This window comes from Paenibacillus lentus, from assembly GCF_003931855.1.
GTDB classification, from domain to species: Bacteria; Bacillota; Bacilli; order Paenibacillales; family Paenibacillaceae; genus Fontibacillus; species Fontibacillus lentus.
In genome coordinates this window covers 805,571-818,623 of record NZ_CP034248.1, presented here as the reverse complement: position 1 = coordinate 818,623, position 13,053 = coordinate 805,571, and the positions used below count along the sequence as shown (strand labels likewise).

Annotated in this window: 9 protein-coding genes and 1 other RNA gene; all 10 read left to right on the top strand. The window is 49.2% G+C overall.

Features of this window, described 5'->3' with window-relative positions:
• The first annotated feature begins 191 nt into the window (after nt 1–191).
• The 10 genes from EIM92_RS03705 to ssrA all read left to right on the top strand — a co-directional run bounded on the left by EIM92_RS03705 (nt 192) and on the right by ssrA (nt 12,807).
• Nucleotides 192–1,256, top strand: coding sequence for a sugar-binding transcriptional regulator (locus EIM92_RS03705; RefSeq protein ID WP_125081539.1), 1,065 nt, complete (start codon nt 192–194; stop codon nt 1,254–1,256).
• Nucleotides 1,257–1,338: 82 nt separating this feature from the next.
• The gene (gene gap, locus EIM92_RS03700) at nt 1,339–2,349 is read left to right on the top strand and encodes a type I glyceraldehyde-3-phosphate dehydrogenase (RefSeq protein ID WP_125081538.1); all 1,011 of its coding nucleotides are present in this window, start codon (nt 1,339–1,341) and stop codon (nt 2,347–2,349) included.
• A gap of 250 nt (nt 2,350–2,599) precedes the next feature.
• On the top strand, nt 2,600–3,781 hold the full coding sequence (locus EIM92_RS03695; protein ID WP_125081537.1) for a phosphoglycerate kinase: 1,182 nt from the start codon (nt 2,600–2,602) through the stop codon (nt 3,779–3,781).
• 30 nt (nt 3,782–3,811) lie between these two features.
• The gene (tpiA, locus tag EIM92_RS03690; RefSeq protein ID WP_125081536.1) at nt 3,812–4,564 is read left to right on the top strand and encodes a triose-phosphate isomerase; all 753 of its coding nucleotides are present in this window, start codon (nt 3,812–3,814) and stop codon (nt 4,562–4,564) included.
• Nucleotides 4,565–6,112 (top strand): 2,3-bisphosphoglycerate-independent phosphoglycerate mutase, encoded by a 1,548-nt coding sequence (gpmI, locus tag EIM92_RS03685; RefSeq protein WP_125081535.1) that lies wholly within the window; start codon nt 4,565–4,567, stop codon nt 6,110–6,112.
• Nucleotides 6,113–6,197: 85 nt separating this feature from the next.
• A complete protein-coding gene (gene eno, locus EIM92_RS03680; protein ID WP_125081534.1) occupies nt 6,198–7,484 on the top strand; it encodes a phosphopyruvate hydratase in 1,287 nt (428 codons plus the stop codon).
• A gap of 369 nt (nt 7,485–7,853) precedes the next feature.
• Nucleotides 7,854–8,087, top strand: a complete 234-nt coding sequence (secG, locus tag EIM92_RS03675; RefSeq protein ID WP_125081533.1) for a preprotein translocase subunit SecG — start codon at nt 7,854–7,856, stop codon at nt 8,085–8,087.
• Between the two features lie 296 nt (nt 8,088–8,383).
• Nucleotides 8,384–11,002, top strand: coding sequence for a ribonuclease R (rnr, locus tag EIM92_RS03670; protein WP_125081532.1), 2,619 nt, complete (start codon nt 8,384–8,386; stop codon nt 11,000–11,002).
• Between the two features lie 431 nt (nt 11,003–11,433).
• A complete protein-coding gene (smpB, locus tag EIM92_RS03665; protein WP_125081531.1) occupies nt 11,434–11,913 on the top strand; it encodes an SsrA-binding protein SmpB in 480 nt (159 codons plus the stop codon).
• Nucleotides 11,914–12,443: 530 nt separating this feature from the next.
• Nucleotides 12,444–12,807, top strand: a transfer-messenger RNA (tmRNA) gene (ssrA, locus tag EIM92_RS03660).
• Nucleotides 12,808–13,053 lie beyond the last annotated feature (246 nt).

Here is a 13,053-nt window from a genome sequence, read left to right as displayed (position 1 = left end):
TTTTCATGTCTTGGCGAATTTCATCGAAGATTATTGAATAAGCCTCCAGAAGATAGAGAATTATAGGGACATCACACTTGCAACAGGAACCAAAATTGGTTAAAATATCAGTGGGACTTAAAAGGTTAACCCGGGACATTTTAAGACCAACGGAGAAGGAGAGAAAGACGAAGCTTGCAGGAGTGGAAAGCATGCGAAATATTTTGGAAATGCAGAAGCAGCTTCTTCCAGATCTCATGGAAATTCTCAAGAAAAGGCATACCATACTTCACCAGATCATGTTATCGGATGTGATTGGTCGCAGAACCTTGGCGGTCTCGCTAAACATGACGGAACGTATACTGCGTGCCGAAACAGATCTCCTGAAGGCTCAAGGCCTGATTGAAATCGAGAATATAGGCATGAGGATTAGCGATTCGGGCAGGAAGCTGCTGGAAGATATGGAGCCGATCGTGAAAGAAATATTCGGCCTCGCTAATTTGGAGGAGAAGATTCGTAAGGCCTTTGGATTGCGCAAAGTCGTAGTCATCCCTGGTGACTGGGAGACCTCACCGCTAACGAAGCGGGAGCTCGGTCTGGCAGGAGCCAAAGCGCTGTTAGGTGCCATGCGAGGCGGAGACGTCGTGGCGGTCACAGGTGGTACAACGATGGCTGAAATCGCGGAGCAATTGAATCCGCCTTCGAATGCAGCGTTTAAGCAGAACTGGTTCGTGCCAGCGCGCGGAGGGCTTGGAGAGAGCTTGGAAATCCAAGCGAACACGATTGCTTCCGGCATGGCAAAACGGGTCGGAGCAGGATACCGTCTGCTGCATGTACCTGATTTGCTCGGCAAAGAGGCGTATCAGTCACTGGTCAACGATCCGAACATTCAGGATATCGTGAGTACGATCCGCCAGGCGCGGATTGTTATACACGGCATCGGGGATGCGATGGAGATGGCCCGCCGCCGCAAACTGGATTCTTCGATGATTGAGGAACTGCAGAAGGAAGGCGCGGTCGCAGAGTCATTTGGTTATTATTTCGATGAAGAAGGCGTAGTTGTTCACAAAATGCTGACCTTGGGACTCCGTCTCGAAGACATCAGGAAGACGGACACGGTGATTGGAATCGCGGGCGGCAAAAGCAAGGCTAAAGCTATATACGCGGTGTTGCAGTTCGGACATGAAGACATCCTCGTTACGGACGAAGCCGCGGCAATGGACATCGTGAGCGAACTGGAGCACAAAGAACAAAAACAGCAGAACAGCGAAGTTTGATCGTTTAACCATATTTACTCATGGCTGGCTTTATCAGGCCGGTCTTGAATAATAAAAAAACAAACACTGGGAGGATCTATCAATGAGTGTAAAAGTAGGTATTAATGGTTTTGGACGTATTGGACGTCTTGCTTTCCGTCGTATTCAAGATGTGGAAGGCATCGAAGTAGTAGCAATTAATGACTTGACCGACGCTAAAATGTTGGCTCACTTGTTGAAATATGATACAACTCAAGGCAAATTCGATGGCGAAGTAGAAGTTCATGACGGCTTCTTTAAAGTAAACGGCAAAGAGGTTAAAGTTCTTGCTAACCGCAACCCTGAAGAACTTCCTTGGGGCGAGCTTGGCGTAGATATCGTTCTGGAGTGCACAGGCTTCTTCACAACGAAAGAAAAAGCTGAGCTTCACTTGAAAGGCGGCGCGAAGAAAGTTGTTATCTCCGCTCCAGCTACTGGCGACATGAAAACTGTTGTTTACAACGTTAACCATGAGATCCTTGATGGTTCCGAGACAGTTATTTCCGGCGCTTCCTGTACGACAAACTGCTTGGCTCCAATGGCTAAAGTTCTTCAAGACAAATTTGGTATCGTTGAAGGCTTGATGACTACAATTCACGCTTACACAGGCGACCAAAACACACTTGATGCACCTCACGCGAAAGGCGATTTCCGCCGTGCTCGTGCAGCAGCTGAGAACATCATTCCTAACACGACTGGCGCAGCTAAAGCAATCGGTCTTGTTATTCCTGAATTGCAAGGCAAGCTTGACGGTGCAGCACAACGTGTTCCTGTAGCTACAGGTTCCTTGACTGAGCTGGTAACTGTTCTGGAGAAACAAGTAACAGCTGATGAAGTTAACGCTGCTATGAAAGCTGCTTCCGACCCAGAAACTTACGGATATACTGAAGACGAAATCGTATCTTCCGATATCAAAGGAATTACTTTCGGTTCCTTGTTCGATGCTACGCAAACTAAAGTTCTTACTGTTGGCGACAAGCAATTGGTTAAAACTGTGGCTTGGTATGACAACGAAATGTCCTACACGGCACAACTTGTTCGCACATTGGAGTACTTCGCTAAAAAAGCTAAGTAATCCCTAAAATAACATCTGTATATCAAAGAGGAGCGACCTGACCGCAGGACTCCTCTTTGGTTCATGATTGAAACACGAGAGCCACGCTTGGTGAGTTCTAATCATGCTTTTATAATTAAGAAGTTATAGAATCGACATTCACACACAAATATAGAGATAGAAGCACTGCTTAGGAGAGAAATCAATCAAGAGAACCAGGCGCATAAATGGCGTAAAAGCCATTGCCGCATACCTTAGGAGGAACGTGGAGATGAACAAGAAAAGTGTACGTGATGTGGAAGTAGCCGGCAAACGCGTGTTTGTCAGAGTCGATTTTAACGTCCCAGTTCAGGATGGTAAAATCTCCGATGATACTCGTATTCGTGAGACACTGCCTACCATTAACTATTTGGTTGAGAAAGGCGCTAAAGTTATTCTTGCGAGCCATATGGGCCGTCCGAAAGGTCAAGTGGTCGAGTCCCTTCGTTTGAATCTAGCTGCAGAACGTTTGTCCGAATTGCTTGGCAAAAAAGTGGCAAAAGCTGACGAAGCGGTTGGCGAAGCTGTAAAAGCGCAAGTAGCTGCTCTGAACAACGGTGATGTTCTCGTACTAGAGAACGTTCGCTTCTACCCAGGCGAAGAGAAGAACGATCCAGAGCTTGCGAAGCAATTCGCGGAACTGGCTGACCTGTTCGTGAATGACGCATTTGGTGCAGCACACCGTGCCCATGCTTCCACGGAAGGAATCGCTCATCACCTGCCAGCGGTATCCGGTCTGTTGATGGAGAAGGAGCTTGAAGTTCTTGGCAAAGCACTGTCCAATCCAGATCGTCCTTTCACCGCGATTATTGGCGGCTCCAAAGTTAAAGATAAAATCGATGTTATCGACAATCTGTTGAACATCGCTGACAACGTATTGATTGGCGGCGGTCTGACTTATACTTTCTTCAAAGCGCAAGGCCATGAGATCGGTAAGTCGCTGCTAGATGATAGCAAGCTTGATGTAGCGCTTGAATTCATCGAGAAGGCGAAAAAGCTTGGCAAGAACTTCGTACTGCCGGTAGATATCGTTGCAGCTGATGATTTCAGCGCAGATGCCAACACGAAAGTAGTAGACATCGACAACATGCCTGCTGAGTGGGAAGGTCTGGATATTGGGCCGAAGACTCGCGAGATTTATGCGGACATTATCAAAAAATCGAAGTTGGTTGTATGGAACGGACCGATGGGCGTATTCGAAATTGATACCTTCGCAGGCGGAACTCGTGAGGTAGCTGAAGCTTGCGCAGCGACAGAAGGCTACACCATTATCGGTGGCGGCGACTCGGCAGCGGCAACGGAGAAATTCAATTTGGCGGATAAAATGGACCACATTTCCACTGGCGGCGGCGCTTCCCTGGAGTTCATGGAAGGTAAGGCGCTTCCGGGCGTTGTGGCTCTGAACGATAAGTAATTACTTACTGATAGATAAGGAGTGAACCGCATGAGAACACCGATCATTGCAGGGAACTGGAAGATGTTCAAAACTGTTCCTGAAGCAAAAGCTTTCTTCGAAGCGGTAAAAGGTAAAGCGGAAGTAGAAGGTGTAGAGAGCGTAATTTGTGCTCCTTATACGAATCTTCCAGCTTTAGTGGAAGCGGCTAAAGGAACAAAAATCAAAATTGGTGCTCAAAACCTGCATTTTGAAGATGAAGGTGCATTTACCGGTGAAATCAGCGGCGGAATGCTGAAGGAACTAGGCGTTGATTATGTCATTATCGGGCATTCGGAGCGTCGGGCTTACTTCGGAGAGACGGATGAAATCGTGAACAAGAAAGTTCATGCTGCATTCAAGCATGGATTGACTCCGATTCCTTGCGTCGGCGAGAAGCTGGAAGAGCGCGAAGGCGGCCAAACCAAGGATGTTGTTAAGGTTCAGACCGAAGCAGCGTTAAAAGGATTGTCCGCAGAGCAGGCGGCGCAAGTCGTTATCGCTTATGAGCCGATCTGGGCGATCGGAACGGGCAAATCCTCGACAGCTGAGGATGCGAACGAAGTTATTTCCTACATCCGCAGTCTGGTTAAAGATTTGTACAACGAAGAAGTTGCCGGCAAAATTCGTATTCAATACGGCGGCAGCGTAAAACCTGAGAATGTGAAGGAATATTTGGGCCAAAGCGATATCGATGGCGCGCTAGTTGGCGGTGCCAGTCTGCAACCGGCTTCTTATATTCAATTGGTCGAGGGGGCGCAGTAAATGGCAGCTCCAAGACCTGTAGCACTTATTATCATGGACGGATTCGGGCTTCGGAATACGGCGGAAGGCAATGCGGTTGCTCAGGCTTATAAGCCTAACTATGACCGTTATTTGAAGCAGTATCCGAACACGACGCTAACCGCTTGCGGCGAAGCTGTAGGCTTGCCGGAAGGACAAATGGGTAACTCCGAGGTTGGACACTTGAATATCGGTGCAGGTCGCATCGTATATCAGGACTTGACTCGGATTTCCAAGTCGATCCGTGAAGGCGAATTTTTTGAGAACGAGACTTTAGTGGATGCTGTGCGCAGTGCGAAGGCTAATGGGAAGAAGCTTCACTTGTATGGGCTGCTCTCAGATGGCGGCGTACACAGCCATATTGATCATATGTTTGCTATGCTTGATCTCGCGAAGAAAGAAGATATGCAAGAGGTCTACATCCATGCGTTCCTGGATGGACGCGACGTGGCTCCAGACAGCGCTAAAGGATTCATCGAGCGTCTGATCGCGAAAATCGAGGAAGTTGGAGTGGGCAAAATCGCCACAGTACAAGGCCGCTACTATGCAATGGATCGCGACAAGCGTTGGGATCGCGTTGAGAAATCGTATCGGGCCATGGTCTATGGCGAGGGTCCTAAATACACCGATCCGATTACAGCGGTAACGGAATCCTACGAGAAATCGGTATTTGACGAATTCGTTATGCCGACCGTCATCGTGGATGGACATGATCAGCCGATCGCACTCGTGGAGTCCGGCGACTCTGTCGTGTTCCTTAACTTCCGTCCTGACCGGGCCATTCAATTGTCAAACGTATTTACGAACAAGGATTTCCAAGGCTTTGACCGGGGGCCGAAATTCCCGCAAGGTCTGCATTTCGTCTGCTTAACGCTATTCGCGGAAACGGTAGAGGGTTATGTAGCCTATAAGCCGAAGGATCTGGATAATACGTTTGGCGAAGTTCTTGTGCAGCATGGGAAGACGCAGCTTCGAATCGCCGAGACAGAGAAATATCCTCACGTTACCTTCTTCTTTAGCGGCGGAAGGGATGTTCAACTGCCAGGCGAGACACGGGTGCTCATCAACTCGCCGAAGGTCGCGACGTATGACCTTAAGCCGGAAATGAGTGCTTATGAAGTGGCTGAGGCTGCAGTGAAAGAGATTGAATCCGATAAGCATGACGCGATCATTCTGAACTTCGCGAATCCGGACATGGTAGGCCATTCCGGTATGCTGGAGCCAACGAAGAAAGCGGTAGAAGTGACCGATGAATGTGTAGGCAAAGTAGTAGATGCCGTTAAGGCAAAAGGTGGCGTCGTTGTTATCATCGCTGACCATGGTAATGCGGATATGGTATTCGATGAGAGTGGCCGTCCATTTACTGCGCATACGACAAACCCGGTTCCTTTTATCGTGACGGATGAAAATGTTATACTACGTGATAGCGGCATCCTGGCGGATGTGGCGCCGACGCTTCTGGACTTGATGGGTCTGCCTAAACCGGAAGAGATGACAGGCACTTCGATGATCGCCAGCCGCAAAGCTTAATTGTCCGAGCCTTCGGGCAAGAAGGATGTAAGAGAAGTTGTTCTCTTAAAAATTTCAAATACGCATATAAAAAGGAGACTATACAATGACTATTATTTCTGACGTATACGCTCGCGAAGTCCTAGACTCCCGCGGTAACCCGACGGTAGAAGTTGAAGTATACCTGGAGTCCGGCGCGATTGGCCGTGCTATCGTTCCTTCCGGCGCTTCCACTGGTGCTCACGAAGCAGTTGAGCTGCGTGACGGGGATAAATCCCGTTACCTTGGTAAAGGGGTATTGAAGGCTGTTGAGAACGTAAATGAAATTATCGCTCCAGAAGTAATCGGCATGGATGCTTTGGATCAACTTGGCATTGACAAGCTGATGATTAATTTGGACGGAACGCCTAACAAAGGCAAGCTCGGCGCTAACGCGATCCTGGCTGTGTCCATGGCTGTAGCCCGTGCGGCAGCTGACGCTCTTGATCTTCCATTGTATGTTTACCTTGGCGGATTCAACGCGAAGCAGCTTCCAGTTCCAATGATGAACATCATCAACGGTGGTGAGCATGCTGACAACAACATTGATGTTCAAGAGTTCATGGTTCTTCCTGTAGGAGCACCAACGTTCAAAGAAGCTCTTCGTGTTGGAGCAGAAATCTTCCACAACTTAAAATCCGTATTGAGTGCCAAAGGTCTAAACACAGCTGTAGGTGACGAAGGTGGTTTCGCGCCAAACCTTGGTTCGAATGAAGAAGCAATCACTACAATTATCGAAGCGATCGAAAAAGCTGGTTACAAACCAGGTGTTGACGTATTCTTGGGTATGGACGTTGCTTCCACTGAGTTCTACAAAGACGGTAAATACACACTTGCTGGCGAAGGTAAATCTTATACTTCCGCTGAGTATGTTGACCTTCTTGCTTCATGGGTTGATAAATACCCAATCATTACCATCGAAGATGGTATGTCCGAAGACGACTGGGATGGTTGGAAATTGCTTACTGAAAAATTGGGCGACAAAGTTCAATTGGTTGGTGACGATTTGTTCGTTACTAATACTGAGCGTCTTGCAACAGGTATCGAAAAAGGTATCGGTAACTCCATCCTGATCAAAGTGAACCAAATCGGTACGCTGACAGAAACCTTCGACGCGATCGAAATGGCAAAACGCGCTGGCTACACAGCAGTGATTTCCCACCGTTCTGGTGAGTCCGAGGACAGCACAATTGCTGACATCGCTGTAGCGACAAACGCTGGCCAAATCAAAACAGGTGCACCATCCCGTACAGACCGTGTTGCGAAATACAACCAATTGCTTCGCATCGAAGATCAATTGGGCGAATTGGCTCAATACAACGGCTTGAAATCTTTCTACAACCTGAAACAGTAATATCGATAACGTGATATTGCTTTCTGAGTGATCTAATTAAAAAGCGATAAGTCATTCCTGAATAGGATCGATTTATCGCTTTTTTGTAGTTATTACGCTATTCTGAAAACAAGGGATGTTTTAAAAGAGCTATGAACACAAATGATACATGTTTGATGAGATCATTGTTCAGCACCTGCGCCCGTTGTGTTAGGTATCGAATGTAAGGACGGGAAACGCAGGTGATATGTTAGCTAGTTTGAGTTGTCATTCCTTGGAGGCTATGGTACAATAGTAGTGCTGTTTTTAAAGTTATCTGTTTATAACTAATGGAATCAAAATTATATTCGTCATGGAATTTTAGATGTTCTCACTTAGGAGGTGGATACAATGGATTTGTTATTGAAAGTATTGCTCATTATTTTTTCCATCGGTGTAATTGTGGCAGTCCTTCTGCAGGAAGGTAAAAGTGCTGGCCTTACCGGTGCCATCTCCGGAGGAGCGGAACATCTATTTGGTAAGGCAAAAGCACGCGGCATGGAGCTTGTTCTAGAGCGGATTACCATTGGGCTGGCTGCGGGATTCTTTATCCTGTCGATCGCTGTTGCCGTTGCAATTAAATAAGCCGTTAATGCAGAGAGCCTCGTTCTTCACGAACGGGGCTTTTTTGTGTGGTTGGATGCCTGATGTCTTGAATGATTGTTTGGATGATTGTCAGTCGTCGGAAATATGGGACAGTTAAGGTGTGATCTAGGAAAAATACAGTTTGTGGATTTGAGGAGAAACGGATGCGGACGGTTAAATTCGTGTATACTAGGGTATATACAAGAGGAGATTTGTTGTATTTCATGGAAAATGGCATCCCAAAAATACATAACCGGTTAAGGACAAATCGAGAAGCCGGGCCGAGGTGAGTTGTTATGGTAACAGAATTAGAGCTGCTTGATTTTATGCGGGAAACCGCTTATAAACCGATGACTTATCAAGAGCTTGAAGAGCATTTCCATATTGCGGACGCGAAGGAATTCAAGGAATTCTTGAAGTTGTTGAACCGCTTGGAGCAGGAAGGGAAAATCATACTGACACGAACTCACCGTTACGGCATGCCGGAACGGATGGGTTTGGTGCGGGGGCGGCTGCAGGCTCATGCCAAAGGCTTTGCTTTTCTCATTCCGGAGGATCGCGAGCATCCGGATGTATATCTTCATGCTAATGATCTCAAAAGCGCCATGAACGGTGATATCGTGCTTGTACGCGTCAATTCTAAAAGTGTCGCGGGCGGCAAGCTGGAAGGTGAAGTCGTACGGGTTGTCACTCGGGCTATTACCCAGGTGGTCGGCGTATTCCAAAATGAAGAGGCTTATGGCTTTGTTATACCGGACGATAAGCGAATTAATCGCGATATATTTATTCCGAAAGAGGCTTTTGGCGGGGCGGCTAATGGGCAGAAGGTTGTTGTGAGCATCGTTCAATATCCGGAAGGCCGAGCTGCGGCAGAAGGTGAAATTATTGAGATCCTTGGACATAAGGATGATCCGGGGGTCGATATACTATCGATTATCCGCAAGCACCAATTGCCGGAGGCTTTTCCCGAGGATGTGATGGAAGAAGCGTTGAACACGCCGGACGAGATCGATCCTACAGAGATTGTGAAGCAAGGACGGCGGGATTTGCGGGATAAGGTGATCGTGACAATTGACGGCGAGGATGCCAAGGATCTGGACGATGCGGTCAATGTAGAGCGCTTGCCTAACGGCAACATCAAGCTTGGCGTGCATATTGCGGATGTTGGTTACTATGTTCGTGAGAAATCGAAGCTTGATCAGGAGGCGTATAACCGGGGCTGCAGCGTGTATTTGGTGGATCGGGTGATTCCGATGCTTCCGCACCGGCTGTCCAACGGCATTTGTTCCTTGAATCCGAAGGTGGATCGCTTTACACTGTCGTGCGAGATGGAATTCAGTGAGCAGATGAAGGTCGTGAAGCATGATATCTTTACGAGCGTGATCCGCACGAAGGAACGGATGACTTATACGAACGTTCGCAAGATTGTGGAGGATGAAGATCCAGAGGTAATGGAGCGCTACAGTGATTTGGTGGATATGTTCCGTCTGATGAAGGAGCTGGCGCTGAAGCTGCGAAGCAAGCGGATGCGGCGCGGGGCGGTTGATTTTGATTTCGAGGAATCTAAGGTCATTGTAGATGAAAACGGCAAGCCGACGGATATCGTTAAAAGAGAGCGCTCGATCGCGGAGCAAATCATCGAGGAATTCATGCTGGCGGCCAACGAGACGGTGGCGGAGCATTTTCATTGGCTTAAGGTTCCGTTTATTTACCGGATTCATGAGAACCCGGATCAGGAAAAGCTGCTGAATTTCATGATGTTCGTTGCGAACTTCGGGTATACGGTCAAGGGCGGCAAGGGAGATCATATTCATCCTCGCGCCCTGCAGACGCTGCTGGAGGACATTCAAGGCACGAAGGAGCAGACGGTGATCAGCACGATGATGCTGCGCTCTATGAAGCAGGCGAAATACGATGCGGAAAGCACGGGTCACTTTGGACTTGCCGCCGAGTTCTATACGCATTTTACCTCGCCGATCCGCCGTTACCCAGACTTGGTCATTCATCGGGTGATTCGCGAGGTCATTGAGAGCGGCGGGGCACTTACGGCAGCGCGGCAGGACTATTTGAACAGCCGAATGCAGGAAATCGCCCAGCAATCGTCCGAACGGGAACGGGTTGCTGTAGAGGCGGAGCGCGATACGGAGCAGCTGAAGAAAGCTGAGTTCATGCTCGATAAAGTTGGGGAGGAGTTCACCGGGATTATTAGCAGCGTGACAAGCTTCGGTATGTTCATCGAGCTGGAGAACACGGTGGAGGGACTCATCCGTCTAAGCGCGATGACGGATGATTATTACCACTTCCATGAGCAGCATATGGCGCTCATCGGCGAGCGCACCTCGAAAATCTATCGCATCGGCGATGAGGTCGAGATTCGCGTGGCGCGGGTCAATATGGATGACCACACGATTGATTTTGAGATGGTCAATATGAAGCCGCGTCGCCGGGGAGAAGACTTCTTCGAAGACGGTTTTAGGGGACGCGCAGCTGGCAAGGACGGGAAGCCGTGGCAGACGGGCGGCAAGAGTGGTAAAGGCGCCAAGAATGGCGGCAAAGGCGGGAAGAAGGCTGGTGCTGGCAAGGCGTTTGGTAAGGCGGGCAAAGCCGCTGGAGGCAAGGCTAAAGGAGCCGCTGGTGGAAAAGGCAAAGCCGCGGCCGGAGGCAAGCGCAGCAAACGAGGTGCGGGAGCCGCCGCTTTGGATGCTGGGCCAGCGGTGAGCTTTGGCTTCGGCTCCGGCAAAGGCGGCTATGCCGCAGGCGCAGGGCTAGCGCCGACAAGCCGCAATGCGAGCGATAGCGGCAGCGCGGCGGGCAAGCGCTCGCGGCGGAAGAAGACGTCCGCGAGCGGGATTTTCATCGGCGGCGGCAGCAGTGGTGCGCCGGGCGCCGATGGGAAGCCGCGCAAGAAGCGATAGCTCTTGCGCGTGTGGCCGCTCGCCCGGGGCTGGTAGCCCGGGCGAGCGGTTTGGGCCGCGTGCCGGAACGGCGCGGCCATTGCGGCGGCCCCCCAGTGGTGGGGGCCGCTTGTTGTGAGCGCCCTCGAGCTGTGCTCGGGCGCTTGCAGTGGGGTCGCCCACGCATGGCGGGGCGGCCTGGGGTTTGCGCCCTGGGCTATGCCAGGGCGAATGCGCGGCCGCGCCCGTGTATGGCGGGGCCGCGCAAGGTTTTGGCCCGGGGGCTATGCCCGGGCATGTGGCGAGGCCGCCCCTTGGTGGGCGGCCTTCGCAAGGTTTTGCGCCGCGGGGCGGTGCGCAAGCTCCTTGATTTTGCCACAGGGAGTTGATACAATTAACTTCTGATATACTAGAGTCAGTAACCTGGCAAAATGGCGATGAGGAGGATGAACATGGGTAAGAAGAATGATGGTAAAGTATTGGCGCAGAATAAGAAGGCTTCCCATGATTACTTCATCGAGGACACCTTTGAGGCAGGCATCGTGCTGACCGGAACAGAGATCAAGTCGATCCGAGGCGGAAGAGCGAATATTAGCGATGCATTTGCAACGATTCGTAATGGGGAAATCTTTATTCACAATATGCACATTAGTCCGTTCGAGCAAGGGAATAGGAATAATCCATCTGATCCGACGCGTGCTCGCAAGCTGCTGCTCCATAAGGCGCAAATCGCCAAGCTGCTCGGCTTGTCTAAGCAGGCAGGATACTCGATCGTGCCGCTGAAGATTTATATTCGCAACGGCTATGCTAAGCTGCTGATTGGCCTTGGTAAAGGGAAGAAGCAGTACGACAAGCGTGAAGCCGCAGCCAAGCGGGATGCACAGCGCGATATTCAGCGCATACTTCGCGAGAAGCAGAAGGTGGCGCGGTAATCTTTACTCTATTATATAGAAGCGAATTTTTTGAATATAAGCAAAGCCTCGGATCGCAGCAGCATGATGCTTGCTAAAATTCGAGGTTTTTTGATGCCTCCGAGAGAGAGATTGGCGGATAAAGGCACGACCAGGCAAAATCTGAATAGAAAACAGGTCTTATAAAATGTATTGCATGACCTTTGAAAAAGCAGCTAATTTCCGCAACATTGTCCAATCTATATCGAAGAATCGTATTATATTTTGCAGATTTATGTTTAATATTACATTGAAAGTCACTACTAGAGGTTGAAAACTTGCATTTCGTTATCCAGGTTGCTACAATTATGGTCTAAATGCCATTAAATCACCAGACATAAAACGTGATGAAAGTGGTATAATGATTGTAGTCAAGTTGAGGCGATATTCGCTGAATTGGCTATATTAAGTGCAAACAGCACTTATGCTCGGATTGAACCGGCATTGGCTGCCGACCTATTCGAGTCGCCGTTTAAGGCAGGATGATCGTTGTAGATCGCTTATCTTATTTCGGGGGCGTTTTTGGATTCGACGGGGGTAGATCGAGCATAGGTAGCGGGTAGTGGGGACGCGTCCGCTTTATCAACGCTAAAGCCAATTAAACGGCAAACAACAAACAAACTACGCTCTCGCAGCTTAATAACCTGCAGACGTGCTCTCGCTCTGTATCGCCCATGTACCGGGATGAGGGCTCAACTTTAGTGGGATACGCTGTCTAGTCTCCGCCTGCGGCTAGCTGAAGAAGACAAACAGGCTGACCCGAAGGGAATCCGGTGACGGGGAGTCTCTAGGGTGACATCAAAACTGTCACTACACCCGTAGAAGCTTATGTGGCGTTGCCTTCGGACAGGGGTTCGACTCCCCTCGCCTCCACCATCATAAACCCTGACCGCAAGAGGTCGGGGTTTTTGTTTTGTTCGAAAATGTAGACGAAATGTAGACACCAGAAACGACCACGCTTGAATTTTTATTATCTTGTAGACGTTCTGTCTACATTAAATTTCTGCATTAGTTTGTTTAGTGGTGTGTTTGAAACCACACTCATTCGTAATGTGGTTTCAAACACACCCATTCTAAAACGTCTGAAAGCATTGATTTCGTTGTTTTTATCGACTATGGGGG

What these genes read in the sequence shown, in the direction of transcription:
- secG (WP_125081533.1), top strand. Translation starts at nt 7,854, where the DNA reads ATGGATTTGTTATTGAAAGTATTGCTCATTATTTTTTCCATCGGTGTA.
- rnr (WP_125081532.1), top strand. Translation starts at nt 8,384, where the DNA reads ATGGTAACAGAATTAGAGCTGCTTGATTTTATGCGGGAAACCGCTTAT.
- EIM92_RS03695 (WP_125081537.1), top strand. Translation starts at nt 2,600, where the DNA reads ATGAACAAGAAAAGTGTACGTGATGTGGAAGTAGCCGGCAAACGCGTG.
- eno (WP_125081534.1), top strand. Translation starts at nt 6,198, where the DNA reads ATGACTATTATTTCTGACGTATACGCTCGCGAAGTCCTAGACTCCCGC.
- gpmI (WP_125081535.1), top strand. Translation starts at nt 4,565, where the DNA reads ATGGCAGCTCCAAGACCTGTAGCACTTATTATCATGGACGGATTCGGG.
- smpB (WP_125081531.1), top strand. Translation starts at nt 11,434, where the DNA reads ATGGGTAAGAAGAATGATGGTAAAGTATTGGCGCAGAATAAGAAGGCT.
- tpiA (WP_125081536.1), top strand. Translation starts at nt 3,812, where the DNA reads ATGAGAACACCGATCATTGCAGGGAACTGGAAGATGTTCAAAACTGTT.
- EIM92_RS03705 (WP_125081539.1), top strand. Translation starts at nt 192, where the DNA reads ATGCGAAATATTTTGGAAATGCAGAAGCAGCTTCTTCCAGATCTCATG.
- gap (WP_125081538.1), top strand. Translation starts at nt 1,339, where the DNA reads ATGAGTGTAAAAGTAGGTATTAATGGTTTTGGACGTATTGGACGTCTT.